Below are 19,600 nucleotides of genomic sequence, written 5' to 3' on the forward strand. Positions count from 1 at the left end.
GCGGTTCACGCACCCCTCGATGGTTCGCTCGCTGTGCTCGCTCACCGCTCCCGACACCTCCCGATGTCCATCGTCACTGCGCTGTCAACAGCCGCCGGAAGAAGCGCTGCTGACAGCGCGCTGCGGAGCCGGCCGCCGTACTGGCCGGCGTACGACTCCGCAGCGCACTGGTTGTCAGCTGTCACAGGTTGTCAGCTGTCCGAGCCACCGTCGGACTTGTCCTTCTCGGCGGACTTCGCGTCGGCGTCCGGGCCGGGCGTCGTCTGGGTGCCGGGCTGGGGCTCGGCCACGGCGACCATCGCCGGGCGGATGATCCGCTCGCCGATGCGGTAGCCGGGCTGGAGGATCTGGACGCAGGTGTCCTCGGTGACGTCCGAGGAGTAGCTGTGCATCAGCGCCTCGTGCTGCGTCGGGTCGAAGGGCTCGCCCTCCTTGCCGAACTGCTGCAGGCCCAGCTTGGCGACGACCATCTCCAGGGAGTCGGAGACGGACTTGAAGCCGCCCGTCACCTCGCCGTGCTCGCGGGCGCGGCCGATGTCGTCCAGGACGGGGATCAGGGACTCCAGGATGTTGGAGACCGCGATCTCGCGGACGGTCAGCCGGTCGCGCTCGACCCGCTTGCGGTAGTTCTGGTACTCGGCCTGCAGTCGCTGCAGGTCCGCGGTGCGCTCGGCCAGCTCGCGCTTGGCCGTGGAGAGCTCCTCGGGGGTCTCGCCGGCACCGGCCGAGGCGGCTTCCTCGGCGGCCTTGATCACGGCCTCCTCGGCGGCGGAGTCGTCGCCGGGCTTGCCGCCCTGCGGCTTGTCCGTCATGCCGACGCACCGCCCTTGGGCTTCTCGTCGTCGACGATCTCGGCGTCGACGACGTCGTCCTCCTTGGCGTGGGCGGAGTCGCCGGCCGCGGCGGCACCGGCACCGGCGGCGTCGGCGTTGGCGTAGAGCGCCTGGCCGAGCTTCTGGGCGGTGGTGGAGACCTTCTCGGAGGCCTCGCGGATCTTCGCGATGTCCTCGCCCTTGAGGGCTTCCTTGAGCTCGCCGATGGCGGTCTCGACCTCGGTCTTGACGTCGGCCGGCAGCTTGTCGGAGTTGTCGGCGATGAACTTCTCGGTCGAGTAGACGAGCTGCTCGGCGGAGTTGCGGGTCTCGACGGCCTCGCGGCGCTTGTGGTCGTCCTCGGCGTACTGCTCGGCCTCGCGGCGCATGCGGTCGACCTCGTCCTTCGGCAGCGAGGAGCCGCCGGTGACGGTCATCTTCTGCTCCTTGCCGGTGCCGAGGTCCTTCGCGCCGACGTGCATGATGCCGTTGGCGTCGATGTCGAAGGTGACCTCGATCTGCGGCAGGCCGCGCGGCGCCGGCGGGAGGCCGGTCAGCTCGAACATCCCGAGCTTCTTGTTGTACGCGGCGATCTCGCGCTCGCCCTGGTAGACCTGGATCTGCACGGACGGCTGGTTGTCCTCGGCCGTGGTGAAGATCTCGGAGCGCTTGGTCGGGATCGTGGTGTTGCGCTCGATCAGCTTGGTCATGATGCCGCCCTTGGTCTCGATGCCGAGGGACAGCGGGGTGACGTCGAGCAGCAGGACGTCCTTGACCTCGCCCTTGAGGACACCGGCCTGGAGCGCGGCGCCGATGGCGACGACCTCGTCCGGGTTGACGCCCTTGTTGGCGTCCTGGCCGCCGGTCAGCTCCTTGACGAGCTCGGCGACGGCGGGCATGCGGGTCGAGCCACCGACCAGGACGACGTGGTCGATCTCGGAGAGCGAGATGCCGGCGTCCTTGATCACGTTGTGGAACGGGACCTTGCAGCGGTCCAGCAGGTCCGCGGTCAGCTGCTGGAACTGGGAGCGGGTGAGCTTCTCGTCCAGGTGCAGCGGGCCCTCGGCGGAGGCCGTGATGTAGGGCAGGTTGATCGAGGTCTCGGAGGACGAGGACAGCTCGATCTTGGCCTTCTCGGCAGCCTCGCGCAGACGCTGCAGGGCCATCTTGTCCTTGGACAGGTCGACGCCGTGGCCGGACTGGAAGACCTTGACCAGGTGGTCGACGACGCGCTGGTCCCAGTCGTCGCCGCCGAGGTGGTTGTCACCGTTGGTGGCCTTCACCTCGACGACCCCGTCGCCGATCTCCAGCAGGGAGACGTCGAAGGTGCCGCCGCCGAGGTCGAAGACCAGGATGGTCTGGTCGTCCTTGTCCAGGCCGTAGGCCAGGGCGGCCGCGGTGGGCTCGTTGACGATGCGCAGGACGTTGAGGCCCGCGATCTCACCGGCCTCCTTGGTGGCCTGGCGCTCCGAGTCGTTGAAGTACGCCGGGACGGTGATGACGGCGTCGGTGACGGTCTCGCCCAGGTAGGCCTCGGCGTCGCGCTTCAGCTTCTGCAGCACGAAGGCCGAGATCTGCTGCGGGTTGAAGTCCTTGCCGTCGATGTTGATCTTCCACCCGGTGCCCATGTGGCGCTTCACCGAGCGGATGGTGCGGTCGACGTTGGTGACCGCCTGGCGCTTCGCCACCTCGCCGACCAGGACCTCGCCGTTCTTGGCGAAGGCGACGACGGACGGCGTGGTCCGCGCGCCCTCGGCGTTCGTGATGACGGTGGGCTCGCCACCCTCCAGAACGCTGACGACCGAGTTCGTCGTACCGAGGTCGATGCCGACCGCGCGTGCCATCGTAGATACCTCCACGGAAGAGTTGAGCTTTACAGGCTCAAGGATGCACGACCCGGCGGGCATCGTCAACAGCTATGAGTGTTCGGCGCTCAACTTTGCTGATGCCGGTCCGGAGGGGGCGGGGGTTCCCGGCGCGCGTGGCCCGGGGAGGCGCGCGTGCGGTCACGTGACTGCCGCCATAGCTTGGGAACCTTCTGGAGGACTGTTGGCGACCTGTAATGTCCGGGCCGTCGGCCCGGCAAGTTACCGACCAGTACAATCACTCGGACAACCGCGGTCCCGCAGAACGCAGAACGCAAACCGCAGAACCGCAGACACTGCTCAACCGCAAGCCGCAGGAGACGGAGAGCGATGCAACTAGCAGCGATCGTCATCTCGCTGGTCACGTTCGTGATCGGCACCGCGCTCGCCCTCCGTGCGGCGTGGCACATTTTCAGGGTCGTGCTGACCGGCGCGCCGGACACCACCCGCTTCGGCAAGCCCGCCCAGCGGGTGAAGACCCTCGCGACCGAGTTCTTCGGCCACACCCGGATGAACCGCTGGGGGATCGTCGGCATCGCCCACTGGTTCGTCGCGGTCGGCTTCTTCAGCCTGGTGCTCACCATCGTCAACGCGATGGGCCAGCTGTTCGACGCTGAGTGGGAACTGCCGATCATCGGCAACTGGATGATCTGGCAGCTCTTCGTCGAGCTGGTCGGCACCCTGACCACCCTGGGCATCGCCACCCTGATCGTGATCCGGTTGATGAGCCTGCCGTCCCGGTCGGGCCGCAAGTCCCGGTTCGCCGGCTCGATCGCCTGGCAGGCCTTCTACGTCGAGTACACGATCCTCGGCATCGGCCTGTGCATCCTGATGCTGCGCGCCCTGGAGGGCGCCCTGGCCGGCGTCGACTCGTACGGTCCGGAGCACCTGGTCTCGTACCCGATCACCTCGGCGCTGAGCGGGCTGTCGCACGGCACGCTGGAGAACCTGGTCTACCTGTTCGCGATGCTGAAGATCTGCATCTCGTTCGCGTGGGCGATCACCATCGGCCTCAACCCCTCGATGGGCGTGGCCTGGCACCGCTTCCTCGGCTTCTTCAACATCTACTTCAAGCGCGAGGACGACGGCGCCACCGCGCTCGGCGGGCTCCGTCCGATGACCAGCAAGGGCGCGCCGATCGACTTCGAGGACCCGGCCGACGACGCCGTCTTCGGCGTCTCCCAGGTCGAGCACTTCTCCTGGAAGGGCATCCTCGACTTCTCCACCTGCACCGAGTGCGGCCGCTGCCAGTCGCAGTGCCCCGCCTGGAACACCGGCAAGCCGCTGTCCCCCAAGCTGCTGATCATGAGCCTGCGCGAGCACGTCTACGGCAAGGCGCCGTACCTGCTGGCCGGTGGCGGCAAGGACATGGAGGGCGTCGAGCAGGCCACCGCCGAGCAGCTCAAGGACGTCCCGGCGGCCGCCCTGGCCGAGGCCGAGCGCCCGCTGATCGGCACCGCCGAGGAGAACGGCGTCATCGACCCGGACGTGCTGTGGTCCTGCACCACCTGCGGCGCCTGCGTCGAGCAGTGCCCGGTGGACATCGAGCACGTCGACCACATCGTCGACATGCGCCGCTACCAGGTGATGATCGAGAGCAACTTCCCGACCGAGGCCGGGACGATGCTCAAGAACCTGGAGAACAAGGGCAACCCGTGGGGCATGGCCACCAAGGCCCGCCTCGACTGGGTCAAGGAGCTCAAGAAGGAGACCGGCATCGAGGTGCCGGTGATCGGCGAGGACATCGACCCCGCCGAGGTCGAGTACCTCTACTGGGTCGGCTGCGCCGGCGCCCTGGAGGACCGCGCCAAGAAGACCACCAAGGCCTTCGCCGAGCTGCTGCACACCGCGGGCGTGAAGTTCGCCATCCTCGGCAAGGAGGAGACCTGCTCCGGTGACTCCCCGCGCCGCCTGGGCAACGAGTTCCTCTTCCAGATGCTCGGCGCGCAGAACGTGGAGACGCTGAACGCCGCGCTGGAGGACGCCCCGACCAAGCGGATCGTGGCCACCTGCCCGCACTGCTTCAACACCATCGCCAACGAGTACCCGCAGCTCGGCGGGCACTTCGAGGTGATCCACCACACCCAGCTGCTGCAGCACCTGATCGACGAGGGCAAGCTCGTCCCGGTCAACCCGGTCGAGGGCCTGATCACCTACCACGACCCCTGCTACCTGGGCCGCCACAACAAGGTCTACAGCCCGCCGCGCGAGATCATGGACAAGGTCCCCGGTCTGCGCCAGCAGGAGATGCACCGCCACAAGGAGCGCGGCTTCTGCTGCGGCGCCGGCGGCGCGCGGATGTGGATGGAGGAGCGCATCGGCAAGCGGATCAACACCGAGCGCGTGGACGAGGCGCTGTCGCTCAACCCGGACATCGTCTCCACCGCCTGCCCGTTCTGCCTGGTGATGCTCTCCGACTCGGTCAACGGCAAGAAGAACGAGGGCGCGGCCAAGGAGCACCTCAAGGTGGTCGACGTGGCCCAGCTGCTGCTCGACTCGGTGAAGGCGACCCCGCCGGCCGAGGCCGAGGAGCCCGCGACGGTGGACGCGTAGCCGTGGACGCGTGGACGGTGGGCACGTAACCGCGGTCACCGCGGTCACCGCGGTCACCGTTCGCTGTTCGACAGTTCTGCAACAACCGCCCGGTCCGGTGGACGCCGCCAACGCGCCCGCCGGGCCGGGCTTTCCGGTGGCCCGGGCGACGGTCGGCGGTACGGCGGGCGGACGGCGAGTGACGTCAATCGCACGGCCGCCGGACGGGCATTCGGTCGGAAGGAAATACAGTAGGCGCCGGACCGGCTGCGAGCCGGGCGACCCGTTCAGGACGGGTTCGGACCACTGACGGAGGTATCGGCCCGCCGGGCCGGGCCGCGGAGAGCACAAGGGGAACAGCGCAGACCATGACCGAGGCGATCATGCTCGTCGGTGGTAAGGGCACGCGACTGCGTCCGCTGACCACCCACACCCCCAAGCCGATGCTGCCCGTGGCGGGCGTCCCCTTCATCGCCCACCAGCTGGCCCGTGCCGCCGCCGCCGGGGTCACCCGGGTGGTGCTGGCCACCTCCTACCTGGCCGAGGTGTTCGAGGACCACTTCCAGGACGGCACCCCGTACGGGATCGAGCTGGTCTACCTGACCGAGCGCGAGCCGCTGGGCACCGGCGGGGCCATCCGCAACGCCGCCTCCGGGCTGACCTGCGGCCCGGACGAGCCGGTCCTGGTCTTCAACGGCGACATCCTCTCCGGCCTCGACATCGCCGCCCTGCGCGACGGCCACGTGGCCGCCGGGGCCGACGTCACCCTGCACCTCACCCGGGTGGAGGACCCGCGGGCCTTCGGCCTCGTCCCGACCGACGCGAACGGGCGGGTGCTGGAGTTCCTGGAGAAGCCGGAGACGCCGGAGCAGATCGTCACCGACCAGATCAACGCCGGCTGCTACGTCTTCACCCGCTCCGTCATCGACCGCATCCCGGCCGGCCGCGAGGTCTCCGTCGAGCGCGAGACCTTCCCCGAGCTGCTGGCCACCGGCGCCCTGCTGCGCGGTGTCGTCGACACCTCGTACTGGCTGGACCTCGGCACCCCGGCCGCGTTCGTCCGCGGCTCGGCCGACCTGGTGCTCGGCAAGGTCGACTCCCCGGCCGTCCCCGGCCCCACCGGTGACGCCCTGCTGCTGCCCGGCGCCACCGTCCACCCGGGCGCGGTGCTCAGCGGCGGCACCGTGGTCTCCGCGGACGCGGTGGTCGAGGCCGGCGCGATCGTCGAGGGCAGCGTGATCCTGCCCGGCGCCGTGATCGGCCCGGACACCCTGGTCAAGGACTCGATCGTGGGCGCCTACGCCACGGTCGGCGACCGCTCGGCCCTGGACGGCGCGGTGATCGGCGACGGCGCGATCGTCGAGTCCGACAACGAGCTGCCCAACGGCATCCGGATCGCCTGCGGCACCCTGCTGCCGGTCGGCGCCGTCCGCACCACGGCCGGCCCGGGCGGCTGCCCGGCCGGCACGGCCGCGGCCGTCTCGGTGCACGGGCCGTCGGTCACCGCCCAGCGCTGACGGCTCCGCAGCGGCCCCGGGCGTCCTCGCCGGACGACTTTCGGACCCGTTCGTCTCAGGCTCGCTGCAAACCGGCCCCGGCTCCGTCCGGGGCGGACGCGCACTGGGCCGGACGGGTACCTTCGGAGCGTGGCTGGTAATCGATACGACAGCGGTCAGGGCGCCGACCGTCCGCACGGCGGATGGTCGGCGCCTCCGCCGCCGGGGGCGCCCGGGGGGTACGGGCGGGCGGACGGCCCCGTGGACGGGCCGGAGTACTTCACGGCCGCGCACCCGACGGCAGCGCCCGGCGGGCCGGGCACCCCGGGGACTCCGGGCACCCCGGGCGGCGGCGCGGGCGGTCCCGGGTCCACGGTCGGCGACGGGTACGACCCGTACGCGGCCGACCGGCCGGGCAGCACCCGGGCCTTCCCGACGGCCGGCGACCCGTACCGGGGCGGCGCCCCGTACGGGCAGCAGCAGCCGCCCTACGGCCAGGGCCACGGCCAGGGCCAGTACGGCTACGACGGCGGCGGCTACGGGCAGCAGCCGCCGTACGCCCAGGAGCAGCAGCCCCCGTACGGCCAGGACAACGTCACCGTCTACCGCGCCGGCGGCCAGTCCGCCCCGCACGTCAGCGGGCCCCGGCCGCAGTGGCGCGAACTGCTCGTCGGCATCTTCCGGACCCCGACCGCGATCTTCGACCGCACCCGCGACCACCAGGTCTGGCTGCCCGCCCTCAGCGTCTCGCTGCTGTACGGCGTGCTCGCGGTGCTCGGCATCGGGCTGACCCACGACGACATCGTCAACTCGACCTTCTCGGTGGCGCTGACCGGCCTGCTCGCCGCCGCCATCGGCTTCACGGTGGCCGGTGCCGTCTTCGGCGCGGTCACCTACGCGCTGGCCCGCCAGCTCGGCGGCGACGGCCCGTGGAAGTCGACGGTCGGCCTGGCCGCGCTGATCGGCTGGCTGACCGACGCGCCCCGGCTGCTGCTCGACCTGGTGCTGCCCTCGGGCAGTGCGGTGGTGCAGGTGGTCGGCTGGGCGACCTGGATGCTCTGCGCGTACCTGCTGACCACCATGGTCCGGCGGGTGCACGACCTGCCCTGGGGCAAGGCGGCGGCCGCGGCGGCGCTGCAGCTGCTCGCGCTGCTGGTGCTGATCAAGCTGCCGACGCTCGGGTGACCGGGCGGCAGCGGCCGGCGTGATCAAGGTCCCTGCCGCCGGCGCGGGGCCGACAGGCAAAATGGTGGGCGGGTCCGGCCGGAAGGCCCGGGCCCGCCCACCCTCGTTCGTCGACCACCAGCGGAGCCAGCCATGACCCTCCCCACCACCCACGTCAGCTTCCCGGCCGGGGCGGTGACCGGGGAGTCCCCGGTGCTGGCGGTGCACCCGCTGGCGGACGGCCGGTACGCGGTGGTGACCACGGCGACCCCGTTCCACCCGCTCGACCACACCTGGCCCGACCAGCCGGCCGACCACGGCACCCTCACCGTCGACGGCACCGAGCTGGCCGTGGTGGACTGCCTCACCGGCGCGGTCGGCCCGGACGGCGGCGCTCCGCTGGTCGGCGCCGAGATCCCGGTCAAGCGCGGGGACGAGGAGTGGTCCTGGCTGGTCCTGCACGTCCTCGCCACCGACCCCGGCGACCTCGTCGGCCGTACCGCCGCGCTCGCCGTCGACACCGAGCGCCGGGCCGCCCTGAGCGCCTCGCACAGCGGCTGCCACCTGCTCGCCCTCGCCCTGAACGCCGCGCTCGCCCCGCGCTGGCGCAAGGACCCGGGCCGCTCCGACGCCTTCGGCAGCCCCGACTTCGACAGCCTCGCCATGGCGAGCTCGGTGATGGACACCCAGGCCAGCACCGACACCTACCGGCTCGGCAAGTCGCTCAAGAAGAAGGGCTTCACGCTCGACGCCACCGAGGAGTTCCCCGCCCTCGCCGACGCCCTGCCCGCCCTCACCGAGGCCGTCAACGCCCGGCTCGCCGCCTGGGTCGCGGCCGACGCCCCGGTCCGGATCGACGTCCCCGGCCCCGAGCTGACCGCCCGCCGCCAGTGGCACTGCGAGCTGCCCGAGGGCGGCGCGCAGATCTTCTGCGGCGGCACCCACCTGCACCACCTCGGCGAGCTCGCCGAGCTGCGCACCGAGCTGCGGCTGTCCGAGGACGGCGCCGAGCTGGTCGCCGTCACCAGCCCGAAGCGGGCCTGACACCGCTCGGGCGGCTGTCCGGCTCTGCTGGTTGTCCGGCGCCGCAGCCGTCCGGAAACGCCACGGGCGGCCACCCCCGGGCCGAGGGGGTGGCCGCCCGTCGTGCGTGCGCTCTGCCGCGGCGCGGTCAGACCTCGCTGCGGTGGAAGTTCAGGTACGAGCGGGACGGCGTCGGGCCGCGCTGCCCCTGGTAGCGCGAGCCGTAGCGCGCGGAGCCGTACGGGTGCTCGGACGGCGAGGAGAGCCGGAACAGGCACAGCTGCCCGATCTTCATCCCCGGGTAGAGCTTGATCGGCAGCGTCGCGACGTTCGACAGCTCCAGCGTCACGTGACCGCTGAAACCCGGGTCGATGAAGCCCGCCGTGGAGTGGGTGAGCAGGCCCAGCCGGCCCAGGCTCGACTTGCCCTCCAGCCGGGAGGCCACGTCGTCGGGCAGCGTGATGACCTCGTACGTCGAGGCCAGCACGAACTCGCCGGGGTGCAGGATGAACGCCTCGTCGCCGTCCGGCTCGACCAGCCGGGTCAGGTCCGGCTGCTCCTCGGAGGGGTCGATGTGCGGGTACTTGTGGTTCTCGAACACGCGGAAGAAGCGGTCGAGGCGCACGTCGATGCTCGACGGCTGGATCATCGACGGGTCGAACGGGTCGAGGGCGACCCGGCCCAGGTCGATTTCGGTCCGGATGTCCTTGTCAGAGAGCAGCACGCTTCGAGGTTACGTGCACGACGGGGCCCCGGACGAATCCGTCCGGGGCCCCGTGTCCTCCCGTCGGCCGTCAGGCCAGGAACTCAGCGGCCTCCAGCCGCATCGCCCGAGCCAGTTGGGCCGTCGACAGCTCCCGTACGTCGGCCGGCACCGAGTTCCGCAGCCGTCCGCACTGCGGACAGCGGATCAACCGCCCGGGCCCGAGCCGCCCGGGACCGAGGTTCTGCATCGGGAACGTGGTGGTGCTGAACAGGTGCCCCTCGGCACAACGAACGACGGTGCGCTGCTCCATCGATCCCCTTCCCATCCCTAACCCAGTACTCACCCGTACTCATCGCGCCCCGGCGGCCTGGCCCCGGGACAGCGTCACATTAGGGGATGTTCCGGACATTCAACACCATGGCTCGCCGCCCCGACCCCACACCCACCGGGGCACTCGCACGCGGCCCAAACAGTACGCTCCCCGCCCGCCCCCACCGGGCTCCGCCACGGCCCGGGGCCGGCCGTGCGACCACTGTCGCGGATGGGGTACAGTGACACTGGAATGAGCAGTCTCTGACGGCTCATCAGGCGGGCGTAGTTTAATGGTAGAACATGAGCTTCCCAAGCTTAGAGCGCGAGTTCGATTCTCGTCGCCCGCTCCAGCAGTAAAGCCCCAGGTCAGCGACCTGGGGCTTTTGCGTTGTCCGGGCACCGCCGAGGGGCGGGGGCGGGCCTCGGAGGGCGCCGACGGCCTTCCGGGCGTCGTTGACGGCGTCCAGTTCGGTCCCGGCGCCGTAGCGGTTCTCGTTCTCGGCGAGGTCGGCGGAGGTGGCTTCGGCGGCGAGCTTCCGCCGGTTGCGGGGGCCGTGAGGTGGAAGGCGCGGTCGGGGATGCCCGAGCCCCGCCGTGTCGGTTGTCCTTGCCTGTCCGGGGCCCTCTGGCGCAGTGTCGTCCGATCAAGTGATCATCTCTATGACGTGATGTCATGTTCTATTGCCAGAGAGGGTGTTCACGATGTTGGTCGACTGGCCCACCGAGACGTTCGTGCTGCGACTGCACCGCATTCCCGGCCTGGTGGCCGGTGCTCCGGCGGGGAGCCCGGAGGGCACTGCCGTGGTGCTCGCGCCCGAGGCCGGCGGTGACGGTGAGCAGTGGGTGGCCGAGCGGTTCCGGGTGCTCAACCACCGGATCCGGCACGTCGCCACCGGCCTGTACCTGACCGCCGAGGAATCGAGCCGGGGCGCCGCGGTCACCCTGCGGCCCAAGTTCCCCGACACGGGCAGCGACTCCTCGTACTGGCGGCAGGCCTGGCGGGCCTTCGTCCAGCGCGACACCGGTCGGCTGATGGCCGTGCACGACTCCTCCAACTGCCTCCTCGGCCTGGCCGAACCGGCTGCCGAGCGGCCCGGCGGACCGCTGGTCCTGGAGAAGGGCGCCGGGGCCGAGGACCGGTCCTGCACCGCCTGGGCGCCCGCGCCCCTCGCACCGCCGAAGCCCGCACCGGCTCCGGTGCCGAAGGCCACCGACCTCCCGGTGGGGACGGGCCGGGTCCGGGTGCCGGCCCGCCGCTACGAGAAGCGCGTGCGGACCATCGAGCAGATCTTCGACGAGACCAGCTTCCGGGAGGTCCCCGGCGACCTCCTCACCCCGGGCACCCGCATCGAGACCTTCGACTTCGACCAGTACTCCCAGGGCGACTGGTACCAGGAGGGGCGGGAGGGGAGTCTCGTGACCTTCACGGACAGCTACGACACGGCGGGTGCCGTACGCAGGGCCTTCCACCGGTTGAAGGGGGAGCCCGCCCGCTACGTGGACTCCGGGGAGGTGGACGTCCACTACGTCCCGCCGAAGCTCGTCGCCCGCACCAACTTCCCCGCCGCCCTCTTCGACCGCATCGGTGGCAGCGACGCCATCTTCCGGACGCCGTACCGGCTGCCCAACGGGCACGGCTTCTACAACCAGCCGGAGCGCCGCGAGGGCCTCTACTTCCCCAAGCGCGACGGCGCCGGCACCGTCGTGCAGTGGAACAAGACCTGGATCGCGGACAACGACACCACGTCCAAGGTCTTCCTCTGCTTCGACGGCCGCTACTTCATCGACCAGATGGACATCACCTGGGCGGACGACGCGAAGGGCTGACCCCGGATCCGGTGGGGCCCGGGGCGGGGAACTGTCCGTGCCCGGGGGCCGTCCAAGGAGTGATGGAATGCCTGCCCGGGTTGAACGCCGGGGGGAGTACGGAGGGCCCTGTGCAGTCAGGTGGTGCCGAGCTGAACCTGGGGTGCCCGGACGGGTTCCGCGCCGGCGCGGTGGCCGTGCCGGACTGGTGGCCGGTGTTGGCCCCGGATGTGACGGTCGATCAACTCGACGCCGGGGAATGGTGCGAGAAGCTGCTGCGGGAGACCGTGGAGGCCCTCCGGCCGGTGCCGGTGTGGCAGGAGGCGGTGCCGCGGGCGGGGGTGCGGTTGGCGGCGCCCGGGCGGCGTGGGGCCGAGGTGCTCTGGTACGTGACCCGCGGGCGGGACCTGTTGACCGTCGTGTCCCCGGGCCGGCGGGCGGAGTTGGCGGGTGCGGTGGAGCGGCAATGGCGGCGGCGGGGGTGGACGATCACCTCGCTGAACGCCGGACGGGACCGGCCCGGGGTCGCCGCGACGACTCGGGAGGGTTCTCAACTGGTGCTGTGCTTCGGCGAGTTCGGTGAGATCCGAGTGACCGCGAGCCAGCTCGGGGTGGCCCGCTCGGAGCGGGTGCCCGAGTTGCCGGGAGCGGGTGAGCCCGATCCGGCTCCGCTGCCCTACGTGCACTGCGCGTACTGGAGCGCACTGGTGTGACGGGCGGGGGCGGGTTACGGGGGAGGCGTGGAGCGAGTCCCCCCGGACCCGCTCCACGCCGCCACGTCGCGCGGCTTCGGCGCTGCCGCTCCCCCCGACACCCCGGCAGCCTCGCCGTTCCCCCCTGCACCACCCTCCGGCGAGAGCGTCCGCACAGACCCGGCGAGTCCCCACCCCCCGGGGACGTCGTGCTCTCACGCTAACAAACCGCGTGGTTGGTTTGTCAATAGTGGGATCCACGAAAAATCCACAATCGTGGCGATGTGGTCGGGCCGGTGTGATGGGCGTCCCACCAGGCAGTTGTGACCTCGCCGGGGTGGTGGGCGGCCGGGCCGCACGCTCCCGGGCGCGCGCAGCGCGCGGCCCGGAACCCGACATTCCATGCATCATGACAGCACGGAGTGACATCGCGCGAGTGCCCAGCGCAGCGGAGGAGCGGGCTCCGGAGAGCCGGGGCGGTCAGCGCAGCAGCCGGCGCTCCTTGGCCACCGCCACCGCGCCCGCCCGGGTGTCCACGCCCAACTTGTCGTAGATCCGGCCGAGATGGGTCTTCACCGTCGCCTCGCTGATGAACAGCGCCCGGGCGATCTCCCGGTTTCCCAGCCCCTGCGCCAGCTGTTCGAGGATGTCCTGCTCGCGCTCGGTGAGCTGCGGCGAGGGCGCCCGCATCTGCGCCATCACCCGGGAGGCGACCGGCGGGGAGAGCACCGTCCGGCCCCGGGCGGCCGCGTGGACGGCGGCGAACAGCTCCTCCGGCCGCTCGGCCTTCAACAGGTAGCCGGTGGCGCCGGCCGCGATGGCCCGGGTGATGTCGGCGTCGGTGTCGTACGTGGTGAGGACCAGGACGTGCGGCCCGCCCGGGGCGGCGGTGATCCGCCGGGTGGCCTCCACGCCGTCGATGCCCTCGCCGAGCTGGAGGTCCATCAGCACGACCTGCGGGGCCAGTGCGGCCGCCAGCGCGACGGCCTCCTCCCCGGTGCTCGCCTCGCCGACCACCTCGATGTCGCCCGCGCTGGCGAGCAGCGCCAGCAGGCCGGCCCGGACCACCGCGTGGTCGTCGCAGACCAGCAGCCGGACGGCGGCGGAACCGGCGTCCGGCGCGTCGCTCGACGGGGTGCGCGCTGCGTTCATCGGTGCTCCAGGGGGATCGCGGCGGAGACGACGGTGCCCTCGCCGGGGGTGCTCTCCACGGTCAGCGTGCCACCCAGCTGCCGCAGCCGGGCGCGCATGGCCGGCAGGCCGTACCCGCGGGTGCCGCCGGTCGCGCGGTACCCGCCCGCCGTCGGATCGAAGCCCCGGCCGTCGTCGGCGACGTCCAGCACGGCCTGGTCACCCAGGAAGGACAGGGTGATCGCGGCCGTCGAGGCCCCGGCGTGCTCCCGGACGTTGGCCAGCGCGCCCTGGGCGATCCGCAGCAGCGCGGACTGCACGGCCGCCGGCAGCGGGACGGGCGTGCCGTCCAGGTGGAAGCGGACCGGCAGCCCGCTCTCGGCGGACTCCCGTTCGGCGAGCGCCCGCAGCGCGCGGTCCAGGGTGCCGCCGTCGGCGAGCTCGGCCGGGGCGAGGTCGTGGACGAAGCGGCGGGCCTCGGCGAGGTTGCGGGCGGCCACCTCGGCGGCGGTGCGGACGTGGGTGCGGGCGGTCGCCGGGTCGGCGTCCCAGGTGCGGTCGGCGGCCTGCAGCAGCATCTGCTGGCTGGACAGGCCCTGCGCCAGGGTGTCGTGGATCTCCATCGCCAGCCGCTCGCGCTCCGCGAGCGTGCCCTCGCGCCGTTCGGTGGCGGCGAGTTCGCGCCGGGTACGGACCAGGTCGGCGATCAGCGCGCGCTGCCGGGCGGCCTGCCGGGCCATGAACAGGAACACCCCGGTGGCCAGCGCGGCCACCGCGGGCGGCAGCAGGACGAGGGTGGCGTCCGCCGTGCCGGGCAGCCGGACCTCGGCGCTCACCACCAGCAGCGTCAGGGCCGCCACCAGCGGGATCGCCGCCTTCGCGGGCAGCGCCCGCAGCCCGGTGTAGATCAGCGGGACGGCGCACCAGGCGAAGCTCGGCGCGAGCAGCACCAGCACCACCCAGAGCGCGACCAGCAGCGCCAGCGTCCACCGGCGCGGCCGGCCCGGCGGGGTCGGGCGGCGGTGGTCGAGCCAGGAGGCGGCCGGCTGGGCGACGGCCAGGGCGGCGCTCAGCCCGATCACCCAGGGGATCCGGGGGCTGTCGGCGTGGTGGGTGAGGTAGCGGCTGAGCGCGGCGGCGAGCAGCAGCAGGAAGGCGGAGTCCAGCAGCAGCGCCAGCCGTCCGGCGTCCGGGTCACCGGCGTCGCGCCCGCCGGGGGGCGGACCGGCGGACGGGTGGGGCTGCTGCACGGGGGGCTCCTGGCGCTACGGGCTCCGGACGGGGCTCGGCCGACGACCCACGGGGAGGCGGGCCGACGCTCGAGCAGTGTCGGGCGGGGCAGGGCGGGTGGAGTGGTACGAGCCGGCGCCCGCTGCACCGACCTGCGCCGATCCCTCGATGCTGACCCGTCCGGCCCGGTCCCGCATCAGCCGATCGGTTGACGTCGGCGTCCCCCATCATGCCCGGACGGTCGCGCCGGACCGTCGATGCCGCGCACCCGGATCCGGCCGGAGGATCGGAGCAGAGCCGGGCGGTCCCCCCGCCGCCCGGCCCCGGACCCGCCGCGGACCCCGCGGACCCGCCGTCCCGTTGAGGAGCTGGACCATGAAGAAGACCTCCGTGCGCACCCGGGTGCTGACCGGCACCGCCGCCGTCGCCGCGCTCGCCGCCGCCGGCGTCGGCGCCGTCTCGGCCAGCGCCGAGACCACCGAGACCCCGGCCTCCCCGGCCGCGGTGAAGGCCGACGCCCAGAACAGGAACCTCGCCCAGAGCACCGGCCTGACCGTCGACGCCGCCACCCGCGCCGCCCAGGCCGCCCTGGACGCGGCGACCAAGGCCGGCCAGCACGTCTCCGTCGCCGTGGTCGACCGGGACGGCGTCACCCGCGTGCTGCTCAAGGGCGACGGCGCCGGCCCGCAGGCCCCGGAGTCGGCCGAGCGCAAGGCCTTCACGGCGGTCTCCTGGAACGCCCCGACCTCGGAGCTGGCCAAGCGCCTGGCCCAGGCCCCGAACCTCAAGGACATCCCCGGCACGCTGTTCCTGGCGGGCGGCGCCCCGGTGCAGTCCAAGGGCGCTCCGGTCGCCGGCATCGGTGTCGCGGGCGCGCCCAGCGGCGACCTGGACGAGCAGTTCGCGCAGGCCGGCGTGGCCGCCCTGGCGAAGTGACCCGCCCCGCCCGGTCGGCCCGCCGCCGGGGCCGGCCGGCCGGGCGAACTCCCGTACCCGGCACCCGCCGTGCTCCCGGGCGACGGCCCGCGGCGGACTCGTTCGGGTGAACAAGGGGAGGGTCGCCGCAGAACAGGCGGTGACCCTTTGAAAAGCCGGTGTCGTTGTCAGTGCCGCGTGGCAGGCTTCCCGGTATGACGGCGTGGACCCTCAACGACATCGAACGTGCGATCCGCTCCTCCTGGGGTGTCGACACCTGCGCGCCCGAGGACCAGGCCCGCTGGCGTCCCGACAATCCCGCCCGCGGCCAGTGCGGGGTGACGGCCATGGTGGTGCACGACCTGCTCGGCGGCGAGCTGATGATGGGCGAGGTCCACGTCGACGGGGTCCGGACGGACCTCCACTGGTGGAACCGCTTCGCCACCGGCTTCGAGATCGACCTCACCCGGGAGCAGTTCGACCCGAACGAGCTGGTCGGCCCCGGCCGCCCGGTCGCCCGCCCGGCCCGCCCCGGTCGGCTCCAGGCCCAGTACGAGCTGCTGCGCCACCGCGTGGTCGCCGAGCTGGAGCGCGGCGCCTCGGCCGGCCGCCTCCGCCGCCCGGCCCGGGTCGCGTAGCCGCCCGGCCGGGGCGGCCCGCCCGTCCGGGGAGTCCTGGACATCCCCGGCCCGCCGGACTCCCCTGACGTACAGTCGCTCCCGGACGGACCAACGTACGGGTGACGGCGGCGGACGGAGTGCGCGGATGAGCGGGGCGACGGTCGGTTTCGTGGGGCTGGGCGCGATGGGGCAGGGCATGGCCGGCAGCCTGCTGCGCGCCGGCCACTCCGTACGGGTCTGGAACCGCTCGCCCGAGCCGGTGGCCGCCCTGGTGGCCCTGGGCGCCGAGGCGGCCGGCTCGCTCGCCGAGGTGTTCGCCGCCGACACGGTGGTCTCGATGCTGGCCAACGACCAGGCGGTCGAAGGGCTGCTGCTCGACCCGGGGCTGCTGGCGGGCGCGAAGGCGACCCTGCACGTCAACATGGCCACCGTCTCGCTCGCACTGGCCGAGCGGGCCGAGGAACTGCACGCCGGGCACGGCATCGGCTACGTGGCCGCGCCCGTCCTGGGCCGGCCGCCGGTCGCGGCGGCGGGGAAGCTCAACATCCTGGTCGCGGGCGCACCCGAACTGCTGGACCGGGCCGAGCCCCTGTTCGCCGCGATGGGCGAGCGCAGCTGGCACTTCGGCGACCGCCCCGGGCAGGCCAACACCGCCAAGATCAGCACCAACTTCCTGCTGGCCTGCGCGATCGAGTCGATGGCCGAGGCGTGCAGCCTGGCCGAGGCCCACGGGGTCCGGCCCACCGACCTGGTCGAGATGCTCAGCAGCACGCTCTTCCCCGGGCCGGTCTACTCCGGCTACGGCTCGATGGTGGCCGAGCGCCGCTACGAGCCGGCCGGGTTCCGGCTGCCGCTCGGTCTCAAGGACGTCGGCCTGGCCCTGGAGGCCGGGGCCGCGCGGCACGTCCCGCTGCCCTTCGGCGGCATCCTGCGGGACGCCTTCCTGGACGCGCTGGCGCACGGCGACGGCGAGAAGGACTGGGCGGCCGTCGCCGAGGTCGCCCGCCGCCGGGCCGGGCTGCCGGCCTGACCGGCCGCCGGAACCCCTGGCCGGGGCTGCGGAATACCCGGCGGTCCGCCGGTGCTCGCTCGGGTGTCCACAGCACCTGACAGGGGGAGTACCGATGACCGACCAGCCGTCCGACGCCGGGGCGCCGCGCCGTTTCCTGTTCCTGGACGCGAGCTCGCGCGTCGGCGGGAACACTCAGCAACTCGCCCGGCTGGCCGCCGAGTCGAGCCTGCCCGAGGGCGCCGAGCAGCAGTGGCTGCGGCTCGACGAGCACCCGCTGCCGCCCTTCCAGGACCTCCGGCACACCGGTGACGGCCGCTACCCGGAGCCGGTCGGGCACGAACGGACGCTGTTGGAGGCCACCTTGGCGGCCACCGACCTGGTCCTCGTCGCGCCGCTGTACTGGTACACGATGCCGACCAGCGCCAAGCTCTACCTCGACTACTGGTCGGCCTGGTTCCGGGTGCCCGGGCTGGCCTTCCGGGACGGCATGCGCGGGGGCACCCTGTGGGACGTCACCGTGCTGGCCGGGACGGAGGAGCACGCCGAGCCGCTGATCGGCACCCTCAAGCTGACTGCCGAGTACATGGGGATGCGCTGGGGCGGCGCGCTGATCGGCAACGGGACCAAGCCGGGGGACGTCCTGCGCGACGAGCGGGCGCTGATCGCGGCCAAGTCCTTCTTCGCGGGCTGATCCGACCGGAGACGGCTGGAGGCGGCCGGAGACGGCCGGAGGCGGCCCGGGGCAGTCCGGGCCGCCTCTGCGCGGACCGATGGATTCAAGCCACCCGGGCCCGTGCGATACCGTCTTCGCGGGCGTGTACCCGTCACTTTGCGGTCGTCCTTTGCCGAGGTGCAAAAGCCCTACCGTCGGACGGAGTTGGGCGATTCGGGCGCCCCGGGCCCGGTCGTGGAACGGAACCGGGCACCCGCCTTCCGAAGTGGCCGAATCGTTCGGTACTCTCCGTCGGAATTTCAGCTTCGCGGGGGAGTGGCGGCATCCACAGCCGCCCCCTCGCGCCCGGGCCTCGCCCGGACACTTCCGTGAGGTCTCCTTGTCCATACGTCGCAGTCTTGCCCTGGCCGGCGTCGCCGCGCTCACGTCCTCGCTGGTGCTCACCGGCGCCCAGGGCGCCATGGCCGTCGGCTCCACCGGCACCCCGTCCGCCGCCGCTCAGGCCGCGCAGGCGAACCACCAGAACCTCGACCTCTCGGTGCGGGGCGTCCCGGACACCTTCGTCGCCGGCGGTGACGCCCGCGTCTTCTCCTACCGGATCCAGAACTCGGCGAAGAACGACTTCGTCGCCTTCCCGCTCCTGAAGTTCAAGAACAAGGCCGGCTCGCTCAAGGCCAAGGACCTCAAGGTCGAGTACCAGCTGCCGGCCGGCCTGCCCGGCGGCGGCACCTGGCGGACCGGCTCGATCGCGCCCGGTGGCGGCGACGGCGACGACAGCGCCGTGCTGATCCTGCTCGGCGGCGTGAACGACGGCGGCCCCGCCGACGACGCGCTGCTCTACCTCGCCCCCGGCAAGCGGATCGACATCGACGTCCGGGTCTCCTTCACCAAGGACACCCCGCTGGGCAAGGCCGGCGTCGTCCCGGTGGTCTTCTCGGCCAACGCCGACGACGAGTCCGACAACGGCCACTTCAGCTGCGACGGCATCAAGGGCGCCGGCTTCACCATCAAGGCCGGTGGCGGCGGCAAGCCCACCCCGACCCCCACGCCCACCAAGACCGGCAAGCCGACCCCGACCACCAGCGCGTCGCCCTCGGCCACGACCACGGGGACCCCCACCACGGCGCCGACCACCCCGGCGCCGACCACCCCGGCCCCGACCACTCCGGCGCCGACCACTCCGGCGCCGACCACCCCGGCCACCGGCACCGCCTCGCCGTCGGCCTCCCCGACCGACTCCGGCGCGCCGGCCACCCCGGCCCCGACCGCCAGCAGCACCGACGTGCAGCAGCCGATCGACTTCCCGGTGGACGTGCCGAAGGTCACCCCGCCGAAGATCACCCCGGCCGTCGTCACCACGGCCAAGACGGCCGCCGCCGACGCCGGCAAGACCCTCGCCACCACCGGTGGCGGTGACGACACCACCATGATCGCGGCCGCCGGTGGCGCCGTCCTGGTCGCCGGTGTCGGCACCCTCGTGGTGCTCCGCCGCCGCAAGGCCGGCCAGCAGGGCTGATCCGGGGCCGACCCGGGCCCGCCCGGAGCGGCTCCCGCTCGATCGACCCCGTGCCGCCCGGCCGCCGCCGGGGGCGGGCCCCCCGTCCCCCGCCG

Annotated in this window: 15 protein-coding genes, 1 tRNA gene and 2 pseudogenes; 12 read left to right on the top strand and 6 right to left on the bottom strand. The window is 72.7% G+C overall.

Features of this window, described 5'->3' with window-relative positions:
- Window positions 1-191 precede the first annotated feature (191 nt).
- Entirely contained in the window at window positions 192-812 is a 621-nt protein-coding gene (gene grpE, locus ACFXPX_RS30740; protein ID WP_375882708.1) for a nucleotide exchange factor GrpE, read from the bottom strand.
- Window positions 809-2,656: a molecular chaperone DnaK gene (dnaK, locus tag ACFXPX_RS30745; RefSeq protein WP_380523849.1), complete on the bottom strand. Its 1,848-nt coding sequence runs from the start codon at window positions 2,654-2,656 to the stop codon at window positions 809-811. Before dnaK ends, grpE begins: the two co-directional genes overlap by 4 nt.
- 351 nt (window positions 2,657-3,007) lie before the next feature.
- Between dnaK and ACFXPX_RS30750 the strand changes: the two genes are divergently transcribed.
- From ACFXPX_RS30750 to ACFXPX_RS30765, 4 genes and pseudogenes are all read left to right on the top strand, one after another.
- A complete protein-coding gene (locus ACFXPX_RS30750) occupies window positions 3,008-5,230 on the top strand; it encodes a (Fe-S)-binding protein (RefSeq protein ID WP_380523851.1) in 2,223 nt (740 codons plus the stop codon).
- 347 nt (window positions 5,231-5,577) lie between these two features.
- A pseudogene (locus ACFXPX_RS30755) lies at window positions 5,578-6,642 on the top strand (sugar phosphate nucleotidyltransferase); the annotation flags it as partial.
- Between the two features lie 213 nt (window positions 6,643-6,855).
- Window positions 6,856-7,890, top strand: a complete 1,035-nt coding sequence (locus tag ACFXPX_RS30760; RefSeq protein WP_380644148.1) for a Yip1 family protein — start codon at window positions 6,856-6,858, stop codon at window positions 7,888-7,890.
- A gap of 132 nt (window positions 7,891-8,022) precedes the next feature.
- Window positions 8,023-8,913 carry a metal-dependent hydrolase gene (locus ACFXPX_RS30765; RefSeq protein WP_380644149.1) on the top strand — a complete coding sequence of 297 codons (891 nt, stop codon included), beginning with the start codon at window positions 8,023-8,025 and terminating at the stop codon, window positions 8,911-8,913.
- A gap of 127 nt (window positions 8,914-9,040) precedes the next feature.
- Here the strand turns inward: ACFXPX_RS30765 and dcd are convergent, their stop codons facing one another.
- Complete coding sequence (dcd, locus tag ACFXPX_RS30770) at window positions 9,041-9,616, bottom strand: dCTP deaminase (protein ID WP_375882696.1); 576 nt, start codon at window positions 9,614-9,616, stop codon at window positions 9,041-9,043.
- Between the two features lie 70 nt (window positions 9,617-9,686).
- The gene (locus tag ACFXPX_RS30775) at window positions 9,687-9,923 is read right to left on the bottom strand and encodes a hypothetical protein (RefSeq protein ID WP_375882694.1); all 237 of its coding nucleotides are present in this window, start codon (window positions 9,921-9,923) and stop codon (window positions 9,687-9,689) included.
- Window positions 9,924-10,186: 263 nt separating this feature from the next.
- Between ACFXPX_RS30775 and ACFXPX_RS30780 the strand changes: the two genes are divergently transcribed.
- The 3 genes from ACFXPX_RS30780 to ACFXPX_RS30790 all read left to right on the top strand — a co-directional run bounded on the left by ACFXPX_RS30780 (window position 10,187) and on the right by ACFXPX_RS30790 (window position 12,429).
- Window positions 10,187-10,260 (top strand) — tRNA-Gly (locus ACFXPX_RS30780).
- Between the two features lie 352 nt (window positions 10,261-10,612).
- Entirely contained in the window at window positions 10,613-11,737 is a 1,125-nt protein-coding gene (locus ACFXPX_RS30785) for an RICIN domain-containing protein (RefSeq protein ID WP_380644150.1), read from the top strand.
- A 110-nt stretch (window positions 11,738-11,847) separates the two neighbouring features.
- A complete protein-coding gene (locus ACFXPX_RS30790; protein WP_380644151.1) occupies window positions 11,848-12,429 on the top strand; it encodes a hypothetical protein in 582 nt (193 codons plus the stop codon).
- A 459-nt stretch (window positions 12,430-12,888) separates the two neighbouring features.
- Here the strand turns inward: ACFXPX_RS30790 and ACFXPX_RS30795 are convergent, their stop codons facing one another.
- Both ACFXPX_RS30795 and ACFXPX_RS30800 read right to left on the bottom strand, forming a co-directional pair.
- Complete coding sequence (locus ACFXPX_RS30795; protein ID WP_380523385.1) at window positions 12,889-13,560, bottom strand: response regulator; 672 nt, start codon at window positions 13,558-13,560, stop codon at window positions 12,889-12,891.
- Window positions 13,557-14,789 carry a sensor histidine kinase gene (locus ACFXPX_RS30800; protein WP_380644152.1) on the bottom strand — a complete coding sequence of 411 codons (1,233 nt, stop codon included), beginning with the start codon at window positions 14,787-14,789 and terminating at the stop codon, window positions 13,557-13,559. The genes ACFXPX_RS30795 and ACFXPX_RS30800 overlap by 4 nt, the downstream gene beginning before the upstream one ends.
- A gap of 355 nt (window positions 14,790-15,144) precedes the next feature.
- Here ACFXPX_RS30800 and ACFXPX_RS30805 point away from each other — a divergent pair, with 355 nt between their 5' ends.
- The 5 genes and pseudogenes from ACFXPX_RS30805 (at window position 15,145) to ACFXPX_RS30825 (ending at window position 19,505) form a co-directional block, all read left to right on the top strand.
- Window positions 15,145-15,705, top strand: coding sequence for a heme-binding protein (locus ACFXPX_RS30805; protein WP_375882684.1), 561 nt, complete (start codon window positions 15,145-15,147; stop codon window positions 15,703-15,705).
- 194 nt (window positions 15,706-15,899) lie between these two features.
- Window positions 15,900-16,322, top strand: a complete 423-nt coding sequence (locus tag ACFXPX_RS30810) for a hypothetical protein (protein WP_375882681.1) — start codon at window positions 15,900-15,902, stop codon at window positions 16,320-16,322.
- Between the two features lie 61 nt (window positions 16,323-16,383).
- A pseudogene (locus tag ACFXPX_RS30815) lies at window positions 16,384-17,334 on the top strand (NAD(P)-dependent oxidoreductase); the annotation flags it as partial.
- A 94-nt stretch (window positions 17,335-17,428) separates the two neighbouring features.
- Window positions 17,429-18,007 carry a flavodoxin family protein gene (locus ACFXPX_RS30820; RefSeq protein ID WP_380396416.1) on the top strand — a complete coding sequence of 193 codons (579 nt, stop codon included), beginning with the start codon at window positions 17,429-17,431 and terminating at the stop codon, window positions 18,005-18,007.
- A 361-nt stretch (window positions 18,008-18,368) separates the two neighbouring features.
- A complete protein-coding gene (locus ACFXPX_RS30825; RefSeq protein WP_380644153.1) occupies window positions 18,369-19,505 on the top strand; it encodes an LPXTG cell wall anchor domain-containing protein in 1,137 nt (378 codons plus the stop codon).
- Window positions 19,506-19,600: the final 95 nt, after the last annotated feature.

Origin of the sequence: Kitasatospora sp. NPDC059146 (assembly GCF_042786665.1) — a bacterium.
Classification (GTDB): domain Bacteria; phylum Actinomycetota; class Actinomycetes; order Streptomycetales; family Streptomycetaceae; genus Kitasatospora.

Coding starts and splice junctions, on each gene's coding strand:
- grpE (WP_375882708.1), bottom strand. CDS start 812: ATGACGGACAAGCCGCAGGGCGGCAAGCCCGGCGACGACTCCGCCGCC.
- dnaK (WP_380523849.1), bottom strand. CDS start 2,656: ATGGCACGCGCGGTCGGCATCGACCTCGGTACGACGAACTCGGTCGTC.
- ACFXPX_RS30750 (WP_380523851.1), top strand. CDS start 3,008: ATGCAACTAGCAGCGATCGTCATCTCGCTGGTCACGTTCGTGATCGGC.
- ACFXPX_RS30765 (WP_380644149.1), top strand. CDS start 8,023: ATGACCCTCCCCACCACCCACGTCAGCTTCCCGGCCGGGGCGGTGACC.
- ACFXPX_RS30775 (WP_375882694.1), bottom strand. CDS start 9,923: ATGGGAAGGGGATCGATGGAGCAGCGCACCGTCGTTCGTTGTGCCGAG.
- ACFXPX_RS30785 (WP_380644150.1), top strand. CDS start 10,613: ATGTTGGTCGACTGGCCCACCGAGACGTTCGTGCTGCGACTGCACCGC.
- ACFXPX_RS30795 (WP_380523385.1), bottom strand. CDS start 13,560: ATGAACGCAGCGCGCACCCCGTCGAGCGACGCGCCGGACGCCGGTTCC.
- ACFXPX_RS30805 (WP_375882684.1), top strand. CDS start 15,145: ATGAAGAAGACCTCCGTGCGCACCCGGGTGCTGACCGGCACCGCCGCC.
- ACFXPX_RS30810 (WP_375882681.1), top strand. CDS start 15,900: ATGACGGCGTGGACCCTCAACGACATCGAACGTGCGATCCGCTCCTCC.
- ACFXPX_RS30820 (WP_380396416.1), top strand. CDS start 17,429: ATGACCGACCAGCCGTCCGACGCCGGGGCGCCGCGCCGTTTCCTGTTC.